General features: G+C 49.7%; 17 protein-coding genes. 5 read left to right on the top strand and 12 right to left on the bottom strand.

Annotated features, from left to right (window positions below; all coding sequences use genetic code 11):
• Positions 1 to 134: 134 nt before the first annotated feature.
• Positions 135 to 3,671, bottom strand: coding sequence for a pyruvate:ferredoxin (flavodoxin) oxidoreductase (gene nifJ / locus DXA87_RS08985; RefSeq protein WP_117469685.1), 3,537 nt, complete (start codon positions 3,669 to 3,671; stop codon positions 135 to 137).
• A gap of 485 nt (positions 3,672 to 4,156) precedes the next feature.
• Positions 4,157 to 5,911, bottom strand: a complete 1,755-nt coding sequence (locus DXA87_RS08980) for a VanW family protein (RefSeq protein ID WP_117469686.1) — start codon at positions 5,909 to 5,911, stop codon at positions 4,157 to 4,159.
• A gap of 200 nt (positions 5,912 to 6,111) precedes the next feature.
• Here DXA87_RS08980 and DXA87_RS08975 point away from each other — a divergent pair, with 200 nt between their 5' ends.
• Entirely contained in the window at positions 6,112 to 6,975 is an 864-nt protein-coding gene (locus DXA87_RS08975) for a PHP domain-containing protein (protein ID WP_117469687.1), read from the top strand.
• Here the strand turns inward: DXA87_RS08975 and DXA87_RS08970 are convergent.
• On the bottom strand, positions 6,972 to 7,439 hold the full coding sequence (locus DXA87_RS08970; RefSeq protein WP_117469688.1) for a bifunctional precorrin-2 dehydrogenase/sirohydrochlorin ferrochelatase: 468 nt from the start codon (positions 7,437 to 7,439) through the stop codon (positions 6,972 to 6,974). The two genes, DXA87_RS08975 and DXA87_RS08970, sit on opposite strands and share 4 nt — an antisense overlap.
• 329 nt (positions 7,440 to 7,768) lie before the next feature.
• Between DXA87_RS08970 and DXA87_RS08965 the strand changes: the two genes are divergently transcribed.
• On the top strand, positions 7,769 to 8,011 hold the full coding sequence (locus DXA87_RS08965) for a hypothetical protein (RefSeq protein WP_015554641.1): 243 nt from the start codon (positions 7,769 to 7,771) through the stop codon (positions 8,009 to 8,011).
• A 60-nt stretch (positions 8,012 to 8,071) separates the two neighbouring features.
• On the opposite strand, the gene DXA87_RS08960 is transcribed toward DXA87_RS08965, so the two are convergent.
• On the bottom strand, positions 8,072 to 9,241 hold the full coding sequence (locus DXA87_RS08960) for an alanyl-tRNA editing protein (protein WP_117503984.1): 1,170 nt from the start codon (positions 9,239 to 9,241) through the stop codon (positions 8,072 to 8,074).
• 132 nt (positions 9,242 to 9,373) lie between these two features.
• A complete protein-coding gene (locus tag DXA87_RS18140; protein ID WP_199537918.1) occupies positions 9,374 to 9,556 on the bottom strand; it encodes a hypothetical protein in 183 nt (60 codons plus the stop codon).
• Between the two features lie 234 nt (positions 9,557 to 9,790).
• Here DXA87_RS18140 and DXA87_RS08950 point away from each other — a divergent pair, with 234 nt between their 5' ends.
• The gene (locus DXA87_RS08950; protein WP_117469690.1) at positions 9,791 to 10,027 is read left to right on the top strand and encodes a chorion class high-cysteine HCB protein 13; all 237 of its coding nucleotides are present in this window, start codon (positions 9,791 to 9,793) and stop codon (positions 10,025 to 10,027) included.
• 32 nt (positions 10,028 to 10,059) lie between these two features.
• Here the strand turns inward: DXA87_RS08950 and DXA87_RS18620 are convergent, their stop codons facing one another.
• The gene (locus DXA87_RS18620; protein WP_278286469.1) at positions 10,060 to 10,188 is read right to left on the bottom strand and encodes a hypothetical protein; all 129 of its coding nucleotides are present in this window, start codon (positions 10,186 to 10,188) and stop codon (positions 10,060 to 10,062) included.
• Between the two features lie 123 nt (positions 10,189 to 10,311).
• Between DXA87_RS18620 and DXA87_RS08945 the strand changes: the two genes are divergently transcribed.
• Together DXA87_RS08945 and DXA87_RS08940 are read left to right on the top strand one after the other, a co-directional pair.
• Positions 10,312 to 10,758, top strand: coding sequence for a hypothetical protein (locus DXA87_RS08945; protein ID WP_015554644.1), 447 nt, complete (start codon positions 10,312 to 10,314; stop codon positions 10,756 to 10,758).
• Entirely contained in the window at positions 10,745 to 11,038 is a 294-nt protein-coding gene (locus tag DXA87_RS08940) for a hypothetical protein (protein WP_117469691.1), read from the top strand. The genes DXA87_RS08945 and DXA87_RS08940 overlap by 14 nt, the downstream gene beginning before the upstream one ends.
• A gap of 123 nt (positions 11,039 to 11,161) precedes the next feature.
• Here the strand turns inward: DXA87_RS08940 and DXA87_RS08935 are convergent, their stop codons facing one another.
• The 6 genes from DXA87_RS08935 to DXA87_RS08910 all read right to left on the bottom strand — a co-directional run bounded on the left by DXA87_RS08935 (position 11,162) and on the right by DXA87_RS08910 (position 18,224).
• On the bottom strand, positions 11,162 to 11,998 hold the full coding sequence (locus DXA87_RS08935; protein WP_117469692.1) for a hypothetical protein: 837 nt from the start codon (positions 11,996 to 11,998) through the stop codon (positions 11,162 to 11,164).
• Positions 11,999 to 12,210: 212 nt separating this feature from the next.
• Complete coding sequence (locus DXA87_RS08930) at positions 12,211 to 14,193, bottom strand: S9 family peptidase (protein WP_117469693.1); 1,983 nt, start codon at positions 14,191 to 14,193, stop codon at positions 12,211 to 12,213.
• Between the two features lie 215 nt (positions 14,194 to 14,408).
• Positions 14,409 to 15,365, bottom strand: coding sequence for an oligopeptide/dipeptide ABC transporter ATP-binding protein (locus DXA87_RS08925; RefSeq protein WP_117469694.1), 957 nt, complete (start codon positions 15,363 to 15,365; stop codon positions 14,409 to 14,411).
• Complete coding sequence (locus tag DXA87_RS08920) at positions 15,365 to 16,369, bottom strand: ABC transporter ATP-binding protein (protein ID WP_117469695.1); 1,005 nt, start codon at positions 16,367 to 16,369, stop codon at positions 15,365 to 15,367. The genes DXA87_RS08925 and DXA87_RS08920 overlap by 1 nt, the downstream gene beginning before the upstream one ends.
• A gap of 13 nt (positions 16,370 to 16,382) precedes the next feature.
• Entirely contained in the window at positions 16,383 to 17,279 is an 897-nt protein-coding gene (locus DXA87_RS08915) for an ABC transporter permease (RefSeq protein ID WP_117469696.1), read from the bottom strand.
• Positions 17,280 to 17,291: 12 nt separating this feature from the next.
• Entirely contained in the window at positions 17,292 to 18,224 is a 933-nt protein-coding gene (locus DXA87_RS08910; protein ID WP_117469697.1) for an ABC transporter permease, read from the bottom strand.
• Positions 18,225 to 18,379 lie beyond the last annotated feature (155 nt).

The raw sequence follows: 18,379 nt of genomic DNA, 5'->3' as shown, positions 1-18,379 counted from the left end.
ACGATACAGTACAGTCTCGTACATGCACAAATTTTCACCAACTGCCCACCGGCAATTTCTTCCGGGCACACCACCGCGCAAAAAGACCCCGGCCACAGCCGAAGCTGTTCCGGGGTCTTTCATGATTCTGTTAATTATTTCTCATCGTAGAGTGTAACTAACTTCTCAAGGTAAGCGTACTTATCCTTAGCGTTCTGCTCTGCCTTAGCAAACAGCTTCTCAGCTCTTGCCGGGTTCTTAAGTGCGAGAGATGTGTAACGAACCTCACCCTTGATGAACTCCTGGTAGTCAACGGTAGCCGGCTTGCAGTCAAGGCTGAACTTCTTGCCCTCAGCTGCCGGGTTGAATCTGAAGAGATTCCAGTAACCGGACTGAACAGCAAGCTTCTCCTCTGTCTGAGCCTTTGCCATACCCTTCTTGATACCATGGTTGATACACGGAGCGTATGCAATGATCAGGGACGGTCCCGGATATGCCTCAGCCTCAGCGATTGCCTTGATGGTCTGGTTCATATCAGCACCCATGGAGATCTGTGCAACGTATACATAGCCATAGCTCATAGCGATTGCAGCAAGGTCTTTCTGCTTAACTTCTTTACCGCCTGCAGCGAACTGAGCAACAGCACCTGTCGGAGTAGCCTTGGAGGACTGTCCGCCTGTGTTGGAGTAAACCTCAGTGTTGAATACCATGATGTTGATATCCTTGCCGCTTGCAAGTACGTGGTCAACGCCGTTGAATCCGATATCGTAAGCCCAACCGTCACCACCGAAGATCCACTGGGACTTCTTAGCCAGGAAATCTTTGTTCTTGACGATGTCCTTGCATGTCGGGCAGTCAACGTTCTCAAGAGCAGCTACGAGTTTGTCAGTTGCAGCACCGTTTGTAGCGCCAACGCTGAATGTGTCTAACCACTCCTGGCATGCAGCTTTTACTTCTGCTGTTGCGTTCTCGTTTGCAGCAACTTCCTCAACTTTAGCCTTTAAGCCATCGCGGATTGCCTGCTGAGCGAGTAACATACCATAACCGAACTCAGCGTTATCCTCGAACAGGGAGTTAGACCAAGCCGGTCCTTTGCCTGCCTTGTTTGCTGTGTAAGGTGTGGACGGTGAAGAGTTACCCCAGATAGAAGTACATCCTGTTGCGTTTGCGATGTACATTCTGTCACCGAATAACTGTGTGATCAGTTTTGCGTACGGCGGCTCACCACAACCAGCACATGCGCCGGAGAACTCAAGGAGCGGCTGTTTGAACTGGCTGCCCTTTACAGTTGTCTCTTTGAATTTATCGATTACATCCTGTTTGACGTCAAGTGTCTGGCCGTAGTTGAATACTTCCTGCTCTGCAGCGTTTCCTTCAAGCGGAACCATTGTAAGAGCCTTCTCACCCTTCTTGCCCGGGCATACGTTCGCACAGGAACCACATCCGGTACAGTCAAGAGCGGAAATTGTCATAGCGAACTTGTACTCCGGCATACCAGTCATCGGAATGGTCTTTGTGCCAGCCGGTGCCTTAGCAGCCTCTTCCTCTGTCATAGCTACCGGACGGATAACTGCGTGCGGGCAGACATAGGAACAGAAGTTACACTGGATACAGTTGTCCGGATTCCAAACCGGTACGTTAACTGCGATACCACGTTTCTCGTATGCAGCGGAACCGGACGGAGTTGTACCGTCAACATAATCCTTGAATGCGGATACCGGGAGGTTGTTACCTTCCTGAGCGTTTACAGCAGCCTGGATGTTGTTAACGAAATTGATAACATCCTCGCGGCCCTCTGTAGCGTGAACCATGTCAAGGCCTTCGTCTGCGCAGTTCTTCCAGCTCTCCGGAACCTGAACTTCTACAAGTCCCTTAGCGCCGGCGTCGATCGCTGCCCAGTTCTTCATAACAACGTCCTCACCCTTACGACCGTAAGTAGCCTTTGCAGCTGCTTTCATAAGCTCGTTAGCCTTATCAGCCGGGATGATCTTTGTTAACTCAAAGAATGCAGACTGAAGGATCGTGTTGATACGGGTCGGACCCATACCTGTCTCGATACCAAGTTTAACACCGTCGATGGTGTAGAATTTGATGTTGTGATCAGCGATGAACTTCTTAACCTGTCCCGGTAAGTGTTTCTCAAGACCCTCAGCATCCCACGGGCAGTTGAGAAGGAATGTACCGCCGTCAACAAGCTCCTGAACCATGTTGTACTTGCGGATGTATGCCGGGTTGTGGCATGCAACGAAGTTTGCTTTGTGGATCAGGTATGTGGACTTGATCGGAGTATGTCCGAAACGTAAGTGGGACATTGTAACACCGCCGGACTTCTTGGAGTCATAATCGAAGTAAGCCTGAGCGTACATGTCTGTGTTGTCACCGATGATCTTGATGGAGTTCTTATTAGCACCTACAGTACCGTCTGCGCCAAGACCCCAGAACTTACAGTTTGTAGTTCCTTCCGGAGTTGTAACAAGCGGAGCGCCTAACTGTAAGGAAAGGTATGTCACATCATCGTTGATACCGATTGTGAATCTCTTCTTCTCTGTGTTCTCGTATACAGCAACGATCTGTGCCGGTGTTGTATCCTTGGAACCAAGACCATAACGGCCTGTGAATACCGGAACCTTATCGAACTTGGAGCCCTTTAATGCTGCAACAACATCAAGGTATAACGGCTCGCCGATGGAACCCGGCTCTTTTGTTCTGTCGAGTACAGAGATCTGCTTAACAGTATCCGGAATTGCCTCGATCAGGGCTTCTGTGCAGAACGGTCTGTACAGACGAACTTTGACAACGCCGACCTTCTTGCCCTGTTTTGCAAGGTAGTCGATTGTCTCCTCGATTGTATCGTTTACGGAACCCATAGCGATGATAACGTGCTCAGCGTCAGCAGCTCCGTAGTAGTTGAACAGCTTGTAATCTGTGCCGATCTTAGCGTTTACTTTATCCATGTACTCCTGTACGATTGCCGGAAGAGCATCGTAGTACGGGTTACATGCTTCTCTTGCCTGGAAGAAGATATCCGGGTTCTGAGCGGAACCTCTCTGTACCGGATGGTTCGGGTTCAGAGCGTTCTTACGGAATGCATCAATGGCGTCCATATCAGCCATTTCTTTTAAATCTTCGTAATCCCATGTCTCGATCTTCTGGATCTCGTGGGAAGTACGGAAACCGTCAAAGAAGTTGATGAACGGAACTTTACCCTTTAATGCTGCAAGGTGTGCAACCGGTGTTAAATCCATAACTTCCTGCACGCTGGATTCGCAGAGCATTGCGCATCCGGTCTGACGACAGGCATAAACGTCGGAGTGGTCACCGAAGATATTTAAAGCGTGAGTTGCTACACAACGAGCGGATACGTTGAATACGCCCGGAAGCTGCTCACCAGCGATCTTATAGAGATCCGGGATCATAAGAAGAAGACCCTGAGAAGCTGTATAAGTTGTTGTTAATGCACCTGCTGCAAGGGAGCCATGTACGGCACCGGCAGCACCTGCCTCGGACTGCATCTCAGTAATCTGTACCGGCTGTCCGAACATGTTTGTTCTTCCATCGGTTGCCCATTCATCGGTAGCTTCCGCCATCGGAGAAGAAGGGGTAATCGGGTAGATGGCTGCTACATCCGTAAATGCATAGGAAGCATGAGCGGCTGCATGGTTACCATCCATGGTTTTCATTTTTCTTGCCATAGTTGATTTCCTCCTATAAAGTGTATAAATATGTAAATATTTATTTAACTAGCTTGTGTCCTGCATACACAGAACATCTATAGATTATTATAGCAATTTTTCCCTAAAATGCAAATCAAAAACGCTGGAATCATGTACCAAATCATAAACAATATTAAAATTTCCGCACCATCTTTCCACATTATGGAATATTATCCGCATTGTGAGAATAGTTATTTGGTTAGTTCTAAGAAACTAATATTTCGGCTCCAAGTTAGCTTTGACAAACCAATACATCAATAAAGACCTTTCATTTTGATATGTATTTCCTTTAAATAAAAAGTGGCGATCCAGGAAATGTATTTTATTCCTGTTCACCACTTTTTTATATAAAGTAAGGATTTAATTTTCCATGCACTCAGCTGACCAGTTTTTTCAGCCACGGATAATCCGTTCCATGTGACAGACTCGGTCTCTTACCGGCAAGTGAAATCCTCTTCTGTCTCTTACTGCCCATTCGGAGAAATCAGCCCCATGTCAGATGGTGCCTGGTTCGTCTCCGCCGCAGCCGCCGTCGTGGCCTCGTCCACATATCCTGGACCATAATTCTCGCCCGGGGATGGCACTGCCGTTGTCGGCGCAGCTGTTGTCTCCAGTGCCGTCGTCGCCGCCGCTGTTGTCTCTGCAGGTGCTGCTGCCGTTGTCTCTCCCGCTGCCTCAGAGGACGCAGCCGATGCATCGGCAGATGCAGATTCTGTCGCTGCCACAGTACCGGAAGTGTTGCGCTTGATGGTCGCCGCCTTTCCGGTGTAGGTGCTGTTGTGGAGAAGCACATCGCTCACAACCTGTCCGTTCTTCTTCGTGATCAGCTTTGTCTGCCATCTGCTGCCCGGAGTTGCCGCTTTCGCAACGACCTCTACACCCGGCTCCAGTGTTGGATCCTCGACGTAGGTCGGTGTCGGCGGATCCAGCTCCTTAATCTTCTCAGAATGCATGGAAACAGTCACGCCGTCCTCCAGAATCGGATTTCCGTAGATGGATACCGTCAGTGTCTGGTTGGAGTATGCCGCCTTGATTCCCACTGCAGTCTTTGAGTTGTTTACAAACCGCAGATCCGGACCGGCATAGCCGTCGTAGCTGACCATTGCATCCTCACCGGGAGTTACATAGGACGGCTCGTAGGTATGGGCATGGCGCTCAGTGGTCTTGAGACCTGCGAATACGACCGCATTGTAAAGAGTCGAGGACACCTGGCAGACACCGCCGCCCGGTTCCTGTACCACAACGCCGTTTGAGTAGGCGCCCGCCGGTTTGTAACCTTTTTCCGTTGTACGGTTTCCCGTCATCTTATTGAAGGAGAATTCCTCGCCAGGCTTAATGATCGTTCCGTTGATCGCCGCGCAGGCAAGACGGATATTCTCATTTCTGTCCTTGTTTGTCGTTGTCTTTGTCGTGTAGGTTCCGATGCGCTTAAAATTTTCCCGCGCCTGGGCCTCCGTGATCTCCGGCTGGACCTCGTCTGCTGTCGCCGTGATCGTCTTATTGTACTCTCCCGCCTTCATAGCAGAGAGAATATCGGATGTGAGTTTCTCCTGATCGATCTTCTTTCCGGTCTGGGCACCGGCAAATGTGAATTTATCGGATGCCTTATCATAAGTAGAGATCGATCCATTCTTCGGCTCCACATCCCATTTTGCGGCAAGCGCTTTTACTTCCACCTGAACCGCGTCATCGAGACCGTCAGTCTCCACGGTATAATCCCCGGATTCCTTCTTCGCAAATGCTTTTTCGATTACAGCGTCCACATTCGCTTCCATCAGGTTCGGGAGATCCGCGGTCTCATCGCCGAAGGAGACCTTCATCTCCCAGCCCATATCTTCCAGGACCTTCTTGATCGCCTCTGTTTTTGTCAGACCATGGACCTGGACTCCGTTCACAGTGATCTCCGCTGCCATCTCTGTCTCAGGCTCTGTCGTCTCTGTCTCCGATTCACTTTCCACGCTGGTTTTATCGTCTTCGGACCGCGCGCAGCTCTGGAAGCCCACTGCCGCACAGATCAGTAAGATCAGTACTCCGGTCACGATCAGTACGATCTTTGCCATATCCGGTCCCTGGCGTCTTCCGCGCCGTCTTCCGGAACCTCCTCTTCTGGATCCGGTTCCCCGGCTTCTCGCATTCTGGACTGCCATGATGCGGTCCGCGCTGCTTGACTGGCGGGAACGTCTTCCGCCCGCTCTGCTGTTTCTGTATGTGTCACTCATTTCTTCTCACCTTTTATCTTAAACCATTGATGTTCTCTGCTCCGTCAGTTCAGTATTTCAAGGGTGCAGATATGCAGGTACTAGTATAGCATAATTTATAGAAAATGGAATAACAGAAATCTTAAATTTTATTCACAATTTTGTCTCAAATATGTTAAACTAGGTAACAGTTGGAAATTATTTCGGAAAGGATATTTATTATGAAATTAATAGATCTTCACATACACTCCACCGCCTCCGACGGCTCCTTAACTCCCACGGAGGTCGTAAACCGCGCCAACGATCTCGGTCTCACCGCAATGGCCCTCACGGACCATGATACCGTCGCAGGAATCGACGAGGCCCTTGAAGCCGCAAAAGATCTTGACATGGAGGTCATCCCGGGAATTGAGGTCTCTTGTATCTATAAAGGAAAAGAGATCCATATCCTGGGGCTCTACATTGATCATAAGGATCCGAAGCTGCTCTCCTTTCTAAAGGAAGCGTCCAGAAAACGCTATGACCGCAATATGGAAATGTTGGCCGCATTTAATAAGGATGGATTTGAGATCACTGAGGAAGATCTCCTCTGCGGAAATCCCGGAACCGTCATCACCCGTGCTCATTTTGCGAGAGCGCTCTTAAAGAACGGATATGTAACTTCCGTTGACCAGGCTTTTAAAAAATATTTAAACCCGGACCGCCCATATTACCGCTCCAGGGAACTTATCACCCCGGAGGAAGTTCTCGCGACACTTCTCGGCTCCGGCGGTTTCCCGGTTCTCGCCCATCCGCTCCAGTATAAGCTCGGCTGGGCCGGCACGGAGGAACTCGTCTCCATGCTCACTGACCATGGTCTCCGCGGTCTCGAGTGTTTCCACTCTTCCAATAATCAGGATGAGAGCGGAAAGCTCCGCAAACTCGCAAAAAAATACTCCCTCGCCCTCACTGGCGGCTCTGACTTTCACGGTGCCGCAAAACCCGATATCGAGATCGGTTCCGGCCGCGGTGGGCTTCGGGTTTCGGCGCTTTACCTGGATGATATCAAACTTTCTATGTTCATGGCTGGAGTGGGCAGAAGCTAAACAGCTATTGTTCTCAATATTTGCCGTACCGCCACAGAGATCTTCGCCGCCAGCCTATGATCTCCCCCGCCGGAAGTTATTCCGACAACCGTATCGCCGTCTTTCGCGATTCCCGGAAAATAAAAATCACATTGATCCCGGTTTGACGCATTGTTTACCGGGATCTTTTTTTTGCGGCAGTCACAGACTATCTTTTCATTTACCTCCGGGGCTGCTGCTGCAAGAACAAATACAAATCGAGAAGCTTCTCCCACATTTCCCAGACTTTCAAGGTCCGTCTCATCATATCGTTTTTTCTTCCAGAGAACCTTTTCCCGCAGTTCCTCACATACTTCCGGAGATACAACAGTGATCTCGCACCCGAACTCCAAAAGCGTCCGCACCCTCCTCATCGCGATCTTTCCGCCGCCGACTACAAGCACTTGCCGCCCCTCAAGGTCCACAAACAATGGAAAATATGCCATTTTTTTCGATCCTTTCCCAGTTTTTGGTACATTTTCGACAGTCCGCCCTGCCTCCGCCAGATCTTTCCCATAAATTCCATAAAAATCCAGTTTAGATTGTTAAAATTTTATCTATTCCGTCGATTGTTTTTTCCTTACCCATCTGGTAGAATTCAAATCGTTAAAAGAAAAACGAAGTGACAAAGCAAAACAAGCGTAACTGGAATGAAAACAGGATTCGTAACAGCTGCCATGTATCCGCCCGGAGAACTGTCGGAGACAGCTTTCACAGGCAATGGCACTAAGAAGTTACAGCCAGTTACAATCACCTTTTAAGGAGGTAACGAATTATGAAATTAAAAATGAGAAACATTTCCAATCTTGATACATTTTTCAAAGTCATCAACCAGTGTGACGGCGCTGTTGAGTTAAGTCTTCCGGAGGGCGGAAGCGTAAACTTAAAATCCAAGCTCAGCCAGTACTTCTCAATGGCTACCGTATTTTCTAACGGCAGTATCAAGGAGTTAAGCCTCACCACTCACAACGATGAAGATTCCAAGCGCCTGATCCAGTACATGGTTCAGGGCTGCTAAGCAGATCACAATAAAGCTGTCCCCACCGCGCCAAAAGGCAGCGGCAGGTTTAGCCCGCCGCTAGTCGGCCATAACAAACCCTCTGGCGGCCAGACTGGAGAGCAATTCTTCCTTCCTTGCGAAGAAAGTTCCCTGTGCCATCTGGCTGCTGCCCCCGCCTCTCCCGGAGAGTTCCCCATTTAATTCCTTCGAGAGAGCGCGCATATCCTCGCTCTGGCTCCCCAGAACATAAGAGAATCCCCCATTCACACTTTCTGACAGAGCGAGGACAATCCCCCCCTTCTTACCTTCCAGCGCGAAATTCACAAAATGGCGGAGTTCCGTCATATCGAGTCCGTCTTCTATCCAGCAGATCTTGCTATTTCCACCGTTTAACTGATCCGCATAGATCTTCATGAGTTTTCTTGACATCTCCGAGCACTTTGCCTGCGTCATCGTCAGCTCATTTTTTACCTTTTCCACAGCATCCGCAGTCTTTCCAGCCTTTGCGGATAAAAGAACAGAGATCTTCTGAAGCTCTTCTCTCTTTTTCTCATAATCCATAACTGCAGCCTCACCACAGAGCAGGGAAATTCTCACGCCGCCCTTGTAGTGGATCATGGTCAGGAACTTTACAAGTCCGATCTTCCCCGTCGTCTTCACATGGGTACCGCAGCAGGCACAGGTATCACCGCCAGGAATGCTGACGATACGAATAGCACCGGTGAGTTCTTTTTTGCTCCGGTAATCCATATGGGCAAGTTCCTCAGCAGACGGGAATCCCGCATAGATCTCCCGGTCCTCCCAGATAATTCTGTTTGCCTTCTTCTCAATCTCCATGAGATCTTCCCACTCTAACAGGCCATTGAGATCGATGGTGATCTCCTCAGTCCCCATATGGAATCCCACATTGTCATACCCATACTTCGCGTGAATCAGCCCGGACACAAGATGTTCGCCGGAATGTCCCTGCATATTCTGGAATCTTCTGTCCCAGTTGATCTCACCTGTCACAGTCTCACCGACCGCAAGCGGCGCATCCGTATAGTGGACGATCTCTCCCTTTACATCATGGACTGCCGTTACATGCGCTCCGCCAAGAATTCCTGTATCATATGGCTGTCCGCCGCCTTCCGGATAGAATGCGGTCTGGTCCAGAGCCACCTCATATCCCTTTTTCCCTTTTTCGCAGGAAAGTACTTTCGCCTCGAATGTGCGGATATATGCGGAATCATAGAATAGTTTTTTCATAATTCGTTTCTCCTCTTATATTTCTGCTAGTGTACCTAGGCGCCGCTGCCGTCCACACGATATCCGTCCGGAGCCACCGTGTTGGTCAGCAGGCTGCCATTTTCATCTGAAAAGTACCACTGGTCTCCAATTTCAAACCATCCTGTTGCCGCATAGCCGTCCGCGTTCAGATAGCTCCAGCCGGCACTGTCCGATCCCATTTATATAGACAGAAAGCTGCTGGATCTTCGCGGCCGCCAGTGACGGAAACGCAGAAGCTCCAATGCCAAGAAGTGCAGCTGCACCGATCATTCGTATCTTCATCGTGTTTTTCATACTTTCTTCCCATCTCTTATAAAAATTGCTGCGGGTATCTTTGCTGACTTTTCACTTTCCCATCATACCACATGAAGCAGCAAAAGTACACTCACGTTCGGTCCATATAGAATTTTTCCTTCAGCAACTGCTTCTGCCGGGAATGAACTGCAACATTTTTCATCTTCAGAGTGAAAGTCTGACATGCCATGATGCATATACTGGAAGTGTAAAGATAATTCCGGAGGAATTAACATGAGTGATTTAGCTGCTACAAACTGTGGATGTGGATGCGATGCTCCGGCATCAGGATGCGGCGGATGCGGCAACAACATGATCTGGATCATCCTGCTCCTGTGCTGCTGCGGCGGATACGGACATAACGGCGGTGGATGCGGATGCGGCAACGGCTGCGACAACAGCTGTATCTGGATCATTCTCCTTCTCTGCTGCTGCGGCGGATGGGGAAATGGATGCGGTTTCGGCTGCTGACCGAACCGGCATCTCAAAAGACTGCGGGGCGGCTAACGGCCGCCCTTTCTGTTCGTTCTCTCTGTATTTTCTCCTTTCTGAGGTCTGTTTTCCTTTTTTCTCCTCTCGCACTCCTCATCGATCTCGTAGACAGCATTTCCATCTATGACAAGTCTTCCCACGTTTTCTCCTCCCTGGGCTGGAGCCCCTTTCCCTATATTTTATTCCCCTGTCCTCTTTTCCGTGCATTTTTCGCATGAATCCGCCGGTCCTCTCATATATTGTCACATGCAGGAGGTCCCAATATGAGTGAAAAAGATTTAAAGCTGACCGACCTGGACTATGCCACAGGTGATCATCACTTACAGATGATGAAGGCCGCTCTTCCCTATCTGGATATCAGACGGCAGCGGTCTCTCTCCATGTTCATCCGTGCCAGGGAGATGATGCACACCATGGAATTTTTCCGGGAGAACGATGACGGGATGATGAGCGTATGTTCCCTGGAGTCCCCGAACCCATCCGTCGAAGATATGCTGAGTGCAGTCCGCCCATATGCAAATAAGGCGGAACAGGATACCATCGATATGATCTCTCGCTTTCTTGCCAGCCGCCGCGGACGATCCGGTTCCGGGCTCACTCCGGAACAGCTGTTTTCCATTCTTCCCCCGGATATGCAGGCACAATACGAAACCCTGCAGTTAGTCATGCAGAGTTTTGCCCCAGGAGGATCTGCCCATGGAACAACATGATCAGGAAAGATCCTGGAAATCAGATCCGCGGCTCCATCACATGGATGCGAAAAAGATCGCTTTACTGGCTTCCTTCGCCGATGAACTGGCCGCAGCCCCAGAAGCTCAAAGAATGAATCTATTTTTAGATCTGCACCGGAAGATGCGGCAGTCCAATCTGGTTTTTTCCAGCGAGGAGCGGGATCTGCTCTTTTCCATCCTGACAGAAAATCTGTCGCCGGATGGCAGAAAGAAGGCAGAAATGATCCGTCGCCTTGCCGGACAGTTCCCGCCAAAATAAGGTGTATTCTGTCCTGCAAGATTTAGAGATGTCTGCTGCAGGCAAAACCATCAGGTGCGTATAGTCAAAAAGATCCCTGGAATTTCGCCACCAGTGTGAGCGATTCCAGGGATCTCTTTACTTTTACATTCCTTCCAGTTCTTCCACCTCACCGGCGATCATGATTCTCGTTCCGGAATCCATAGACTGAATCAGCATTCTCACATAGGACTGGGCAAGCTGAATCCCGCAGAAAGACTTATTCTTTGCGCCGGATTGCTGGCAGTTGACCACAAGAGCCGGGTATCCTTCAGAACCTTCCTCCGGTTTCAGGATCATGCCAAAGTTTGAGAACGCTCGCATCTCCTCCAGATTCACATACTGGTTCGACAACAAGCCAGACGGCTTCTTTGCGGTGATAACACCGAATCCATCCGCTTCCGGATCTGTGATCCAGTAATCGTCCGATGTCAATTTATGATACGGGACGAGACTTCCCGGATCATTTTCGTTTCCAAAGGTGCTTTCCAGGCGGTAAACGCCGTAAATATCGGAATCTTCTCCCTGTGCGCCGGAAATATAACAGTTGACAGAGAAATTCTCCTGCCAAACCCCGTTTTCCGTTCTGGAGAGGTAGAGCATTCTCGAATTCCCCGGCAGCTGTTTTCTTTTCACTTTTACAACTTTATCGCTGGAACCATTTCCTGTATTTGTCTTTACCGTGTCAGTATCATTTTCTATATTATTTATGATCAGAACCAGGCTGTTCACATCATCTGCGATTCCCATCTTGTCGATCCAGCGTCCCTTGTCCTGCTGAGTCTTCCATCCAAGATCCACCGCAACCTCGTCATCTGCCGTCTGTGTCTCCAATGTGATTGTATCTACCTGGGTAGTTTTTGCCGCACCAAACACCGTTCCGCCGGAAATTCCGATCGCCGCTGTCAGCGCAAGAAATATCGCATATAAGCGTTTTCGCATGCAAAAATCTCCTTTTAAAATCAAATTCCGCACATAGGCCAGAAGGACCCACGCTTATATGTATAGTACCATACTTTACACCGCTTGTCACCGAAAAATGCATACTGACGAAATTTTGCCACAAAAATCCCCCGGTCAGCCGCATTTCTGCTGCCAGCCGGGGAACTTCTTATATCTTCAGTCTGCAGGTGCTGCCGCGCCCTGCCTTCTCTTTACTTCAAATACTTCTCAAACCACTCCATCATCTCCGTCATTCTGCGGATTCTGTGCTTCGGCTTACCGCTTCTTGAAAGTTCATGGTTCTCGCCATGGAAGAGGCACATGCGGGCTTCAACGCCGAAGTATTTTAACGCGGAGAACATCTGGATCGCATCGCCCATCCAGCAGCGGTAGTCTTCGTCCGACTGGATAAAGAGGGTCGGAGTCTTTGCCATGTTAACGTATTTTAACGGGGAGTGCTGCCACATCTTTTCCGGGCTGTTCCACGGATCCGCCTTGATCTGGTCCATATTGAAGTAATATCCGATATCGGTGGTCATGCACTTGGATACCCAGTTGGAGATACTTCTCTGGGAGCAGGCCGCCGCGAATCGTGTGGTGTTTCCGATCACCCAGTTTGTCATAAATCCGCCGTAGCTTCCACCCATAACACCCAGGTGCTTCTCATCAACCTGCGGATAGCGCTTCAATACCTCGTCTGTGAGTGCCATACAGCATTCAAAGTCGATTCCGCCATGCTTTCCTGTAATATCCGCGAACTCATTTCCACGTCCGTCACTTCCAAGCGGGTTTGTGAAGAATACGAAATATCCGGCATTTGCGAATACCTCGCTCTCGTGGAAAAAGGTCGGACCGAAGGTCGCGCGCGGACCGCCGTGGATCGTTAAGATACCAGGGTACGTCTTATCAGGATCAAAGTTTGCCGGTTTGATCACATATCCGTCCAGTTCAAGGTCCTTGTATGTAAAGGTAAACTCCTCTACCGGGCATACGCTTCTCTCTGCCATCACTGCGTCGTTAAAGGAAGTGAGCTTCGTCTCCCTGTTTCCGTCAAACGCGTAGCACTCGGTGAGTCCCATATCGCGCATACCGGTAAAGTATACGGTATTGCCGGACTTCGCCAGTGTGTGGACACTGCCCTGGCGGTCCAGAATCGTCTCCATATTACCCTCAGCGTCGAAGGTCCGGATCACGCTCTGTTTTCTTAAAGTCGCGATAAAGTAGATCTTATCTTCATCATGGATCGCAGAAGCTCCGTCCGCGAACTTGCAGTCACAACAGATCGTGTTGCGGATACTGTCATCATAATCGGACAGAAGTTCCACTTTCCCGTCCTCTACTGTATACAGTTTGTCATTCTCGTTGAACCCGTATTCCTTCATATAGGAACCGAAGAAGGTCACTTTTCCTTTGAGGATGCACGCGTAATCGATGCTCATGTCCTTCTGCTCTACAAGGGTCTTGAGCTCGCCAGTAGAGATCGTGTACTGCTTTAAGCCCTGATATACGTCCTTTTTATCGGTATAAAGACTGGAGACATAGAGGATCGTATCGTCTCCCTCTACCCAGGAATTCTCCACATTTTCATAATCAGGTGTCACGATCTCGCAGGAACCATTCTCCGGATCGTAAACCGCCAGTCTCGTTCTCTTCTTGTTTACGATTCCCTGACCGTTCGCCCAGAACGGAAGCTCGTCGAATACCTCGTAGTCCTTCTCTTCCTTCCAGGCCTTGAGAGCGGCCTCCTTCTCCTCGCCCTCTTCCATATGGGAGAGATCCGGCTTATTGTAATCATATTTCACCGTGAGGACAAGTTTCTTTCCGGCTTTTTTCATCTTCACTGCCTTATACGGAACAGCGAAAGCAAGCTGTGCTTCACCGCCGTGGATATTTAAGGTATAGAAGCAGGTCCAGTCTTCCTCATTCTTCGCTTTTTCCTGATAAGCCTTCTCACGGTCCGCAATAAAGAGGACCGTCTCGGAATCCATCCAGATAAATGTGCGTTCTTTCTTTCCGCTTGTCAGTCTGGACGTTTTCTTTGTCTCCATATCATAGAGCCATAAGCAGGACTCATAGCAGTTGTCCTTCTCGTTGGCATCCACCACCGCCATCACCGCGTGCTTTCCATCCGGTGCCGGGGTAAAGATCGTGGGATAATGATAATTTGTAAAGTCTCTGATATCGATCTGTTTCATGGTTCCAGGTCCTCTCTTTCCTATTTATATATGTAGTTTTATCGCAGGAGCATTTCCCTGTCAAATTTAATATACTTACGTATCTGTTCGATACCATCACAGCCCTGCACAGCATAAACCACGTCAGCTCTGTCAGCAGTTCCGATTGCAGAGCAAACAATCATTTAAAACAGTATACCCCCGCCAGATACCGGCGGGGGCATATGAATGTCTCCTTATTTGCCTTCCGTCAGATGGCATGCCACGAAATGATTCGGTTCGATCTCGCGGAGTACCGGTTCCTCGCTTCTGCAGCGGTCTGTCGCATACGGACAGCGGGCAGCAAAACGGCAGCCGGGCTTCGGGTTGATCGGGGAAGTGATCTCGCCCTTTAAGATGATGCGCTCTCTCTTCTTTTTCAGGCTTGGTACCGGAATTGCGGAGAGCAGAGCCTGTGTATACGGATGGGTCGGCTTATCGAAAAGCAGCTCAGACGGAGCTTTCTCGATGAGCTGTCCAAGATACATAACTGCAATATCATCCGCAAAGTGGTTGACAACGGAAAGGTCGTGTGTGATAAAGATATAGGTTAATCCCATCTGTTCCTGAAGATCCTGCATCAGGTTTAAGATCTGCGCCTGAATGGATACGTCAAGGGCAGAAACCGGCTCGTCGCAGACGATCAGCTTCGGTTTCATCGCAAGCGCTCTCGCGATACCGATACGCTGGCGGCGGCCACCGTCAAGCTCATGCGGGTATGTATTGATCAGGCGGTCTGCAAGACCTACGACCTGCATCAGCTCACGCACTCGGTCCATACGGGCTTTCGGGTCCGTAATAAGCTTCTGGAGCTTTAACGGCTCAGCAATGATCTCACTGACTGTCTTTCTCGGGTCAAGGGACGCGTACGGGTCCTGGAAGATCAACTGCATGTCACGTCTTAAGAGACGGAGCTCATTTTTATTCTTTTTACATACATCCTCACCATCGAAGATGACCTCACCGGAGGTCGGCTCGATGAGACGTAAAATCGAACGTCCTGTGGTGGACTTACCGCATCCGGACTCACCTACGATACCGAGGGTTTTTCCACGTTCCAGAGTGAAGTTCACGTCATCGACCGCATGGAGCAGTCCCTTTGGAGTGTTGAAATATTTTTTCAAGTGTTTTACTTCAAGGATCGTATCTGCCATTACTGCTCACTCCTTTCAATGGAAAATCCCGGCTCTTCGTAGCGGACGCAGCGCACATAGTGCGTATCGCTCGCCCACTTCTTTTCCGGTCTGTCTTTTTTGCACGCTTCTGTGCAGTACTTACATCTCGGGGAGAACGGGCAGCCCTTCGGAAGGTTTGTCGGATCCGGCATCAGGCCCGGAATCGGCTGAAGTCTCGCCTTGCGGTCCTCAATGTTCGGAAGAGAACCGAAAAGACCTTCTGTGTATGGGTGCATGGTGTGGTTGAAGATATCTTCCAGAGTTCCATGCTCAACGATCTGTCCAGCATATACAACGGAGACCTCATCACAGACCTCTGCGATAATTCCCAGATCATGGGTGATCATGATCATCGCGGATCCAAATTTCTTTCTTAAATCCTTCATCGTCTCGAGAACCTGTGCCTGAATTGTCACATCGAGAGCGGTTGTCGGCTCATCGGCAAGAAGGAGCTTCGGGTTGCAGGCAAGAGCCATAGCGATAACGACACGCTGCTTCATACCACCGGAGAACTGGTGCGGATACTCACCGAAACGTTCTCTCGGGATACCCACGACTTCCAGCATATCGCCAGCCTTCTGCTCAGCCTCTTTCTCACTGATCTTATCATGGAGCTTGATAACCTCGGCGATCTGGTCACCGACAGTGAGCACCGGGTTTAAGGATGTCATCGGATCCTGGAAGATCATGGAAACGGTATTTCCACGGATCGCCTCCAGCTCCTTCTGCGGCATATTTAAGATATCTTTTCCGTCAAGAAGGATGGAACCGTTTTTAATAACTCCCGGCGGGTCCGGAACAAGACGCAGGATCGAAAGAGCGGTTGTTGTCTTTCCGGATCCGGTCTCTCCTACCAGCCCTAAGGTTTTTCCGTGCTCTAACTGGATATCGATGCCGTTTACCGCCTCTACAACGCCGTCATCGGTCTCATAATGGATCACAAGATCCTTAATATCAAGAATTAAGTTTTTGTTATCTTCCAATATTTTGTCCTCCCTACTTCTTCAGTTTCGGGTCTAATGCATCACGAAGACCATCGCCTAACAGGTTCAGGGAAAGGATCGTAATGATAATCGCAATACCCGGGAATATGGTCAGGTGCGGAGCGTTTCTTAAGTAAGCACGTCCGCCGGAAAGCATTGCGCCCCACTCCGGTGTCGGAGCCTTTACGCCAAGGCCCAGGAAGCTTAAGCCGGATGTGGAAAGGATCGCGGATGCAACCTTTAAAGATACCTGAACGATGATCGGTGCCATACAGTTCGGGAGAATATGGGAGGAAATGATCTCGAAGTTGTTTGCTCCGATGCATTTCGCCGCCTCTACGAATTCCTGATCCTTTACGGTAAGGACGGAAGCCCGGACGATTCGCGCGTAGCCAGGCACGGAAGAGATCGCGATGGCGAGCATTAAGTTGAAGATGCTCGGTCCAAGTGCGGATACGATCGTGATGGAAAGAAGAAGGCTCGGCACTGCAAGGAAGATATCCATGATACGCATGATCACGTTATCGATCTTTCCGCCGTAGAAGCCTGCGATCGCTCCTAAGGATCCGCCGATCAGAAGTGCGATGGATACGGCTACAACGCCGACGCTTAAGGATACTCTTGATCCGTGAACGAGACGTGCCAGAATATCACGTCCGAACTCATCTGTTCCGAGCCAGTGAGCCGCGCTCGGGGTCTGGAGACGGATAGCTGTGTTCTGTTTGATAACAACGGTATTGTAATCGAACAGGAAATCCGCAAAGATAGAGATCAGTACGAGGAGAGCGACGATTCCAAGACCGATCATTGCCATTTTATTCTTTTTTAAGCGGCGCCAGATCTCTTTAAACTGACCGCGCTTCTTTACAGCCGCGCCGGATGCCGCTTCCTGATTCTTTGATGTTCCCATACGCTTTCCTCCTTATTTTTTCTTATACTGCGCTTTGATACGCGGATCAATGAAAGCGTAGAGAATGTCCACGCAAAGGTTTACGATACTGAAGGTAATGGTCATCATGATAACGCCGCCGAGGACTAACGGGGCATCTTTACTCTTGATGGAGTCTACCAGGAGACGGCCAACGCCAGGCCATGCAAATACGGTCTCGGTAAGAGTCGCGCCGCCAAGAAGGGAACCGAACTGAAGGCCGATAACGGTAACGACCGGGATCAGTGCATTCTTTAATGCGTGTTTCCGGATCACCATTTTCTCCGGCACACCCTTCGCTCTCGCGGTACGGATATAATCCTGACGGATGACCTCAAGCATGGAGGAACGCGTCATACGGCAGATCAGCGCTGCGTCGCCGGTACCAAGGGTGATCGCCGGCATAATGTAGTTCTTCCAGGATCCCATACCGCCGGATGGAAGCCATCCAAGGTTTAAGGAGAATACGATAATGAGCATCAGGCCCAGCCAGAAGTTTGGCGTCGCGACACCCAATAGGGCGGCGACCATTCCGACATTATCGATCGCGCTGTACTGCCTCGTCGCACTGATGATACCGATTGGGAGTGCGATCGCTACTGCTACCAGGATCGACCAGAATGCAAGCTTTGCTGTGTTCGGGAAAGCTGCCATGATCGTCGGGAAAACGTCACGTTTTGTCTTGTAGGATTTACCCATATCGCCGTGAAGAAGGTTCAACATATATTTTCCGTACTGAACGATAACCGGCTGGTCAAGTCCGAGGTCTTTTCTTGTCGCTTCGATCGTCTCTGCGTCTGCCGACTCACCTGCGATCATCGCTGCTGTATCACCTGGCGAAAGGCTTAAGATGAAATAAACCATGAATGTCACGCCGATCAATACCGGGATCAGCATCGCAAGTCTCTTTAACACATATTTGCTCATGCACACCATCCAATCTACCGCATCCCGCGGCTGTTTTTTTGTGTTTCCGAAACCCGTCTGTCGGGGCCGAAGTTCCGGATCCTTGTCTCAGGGTTTCTGGAATGTTTTCCGGGCTTTCACCGGATTCTGGAAATAGGTACGGATCCCTTTCGTGA

Origin of the sequence: Desulfotomaculum sp. OF05-3 (assembly GCF_003435535.1) — a bacterium.
Taxonomy (GTDB): domain Bacteria; phylum Bacillota; class Clostridia; order Lachnospirales; family Lachnospiraceae; genus Pilosibacter; species Pilosibacter fragilis.
Note: the sequence above shows the minus strand (reverse complement) of the source record. Positions and strands in the feature narration are given on the sequence as shown.

Excerpts from the sequence above, each read along its gene's own strand:
- DXA87_RS08980 (WP_117469686.1), bottom strand. The coding sequence starts at position 5,911 with ATGAGTGACACATACAGAAACAGCAGAGCGGGCGGAAGACGTTCCCGC.
- DXA87_RS08945 (WP_015554644.1), top strand. The coding sequence starts at position 10,312 with ATGAGTGAAAAAGATTTAAAGCTGACCGACCTGGACTATGCCACAGGT.
- DXA87_RS08965 (WP_015554641.1), top strand. The coding sequence starts at position 7,769 with ATGAAATTAAAAATGAGAAACATTTCCAATCTTGATACATTTTTCAAA.
- DXA87_RS08950 (WP_117469690.1), top strand. The coding sequence starts at position 9,791 with ATGAGTGATTTAGCTGCTACAAACTGTGGATGTGGATGCGATGCTCCG.
- DXA87_RS08975 (WP_117469687.1), top strand. The coding sequence starts at position 6,112 with ATGAAATTAATAGATCTTCACATACACTCCACCGCCTCCGACGGCTCC.
- DXA87_RS08940 (WP_117469691.1), top strand. The coding sequence starts at position 10,745 with ATGGAACAACATGATCAGGAAAGATCCTGGAAATCAGATCCGCGGCTC.
- DXA87_RS08935 (WP_117469692.1), bottom strand. The coding sequence starts at position 11,998 with ATGCGAAAACGCTTATATGCGATATTTCTTGCGCTGACAGCGGCGATC.
- nifJ (WP_117469685.1), bottom strand. The coding sequence starts at position 3,671 with ATGGCAAGAAAAATGAAAACCATGGATGGTAACCATGCAGCCGCTCAT.
- DXA87_RS08970 (WP_117469688.1), bottom strand. The coding sequence starts at position 7,439 with ATGGCATATTTTCCATTGTTTGTGGACCTTGAGGGGCGGCAAGTGCTT.
- DXA87_RS18140 (WP_199537918.1), bottom strand. The coding sequence starts at position 9,556 with ATGAAAAACACGATGAAGATACGAATGATCGGTGCAGCTGCACTTCTT.
- DXA87_RS08925 (WP_117469694.1), bottom strand. The coding sequence starts at position 15,365 with ATGGCAGATACGATCCTTGAAGTAAAACACTTGAAAAAATATTTCAAC.
- DXA87_RS08910 (WP_117469697.1), bottom strand. The coding sequence starts at position 18,224 with ATGAGCAAATATGTGTTAAAGAGACTTGCGATGCTGATCCCGGTATTG.
- DXA87_RS08930 (WP_117469693.1), bottom strand. The coding sequence starts at position 14,193 with ATGAAACAGATCGATATCAGAGACTTTACAAATTATCATTATCCCACG.
- DXA87_RS08960 (WP_117503984.1), bottom strand. The coding sequence starts at position 9,241 with ATGAAAAAACTATTCTATGATTCCGCATATATCCGCACATTCGAGGCG.
- DXA87_RS08915 (WP_117469696.1), bottom strand. The coding sequence starts at position 17,279 with ATGGGAACATCAAAGAATCAGGAAGCGGCATCCGGCGCGGCTGTAAAG.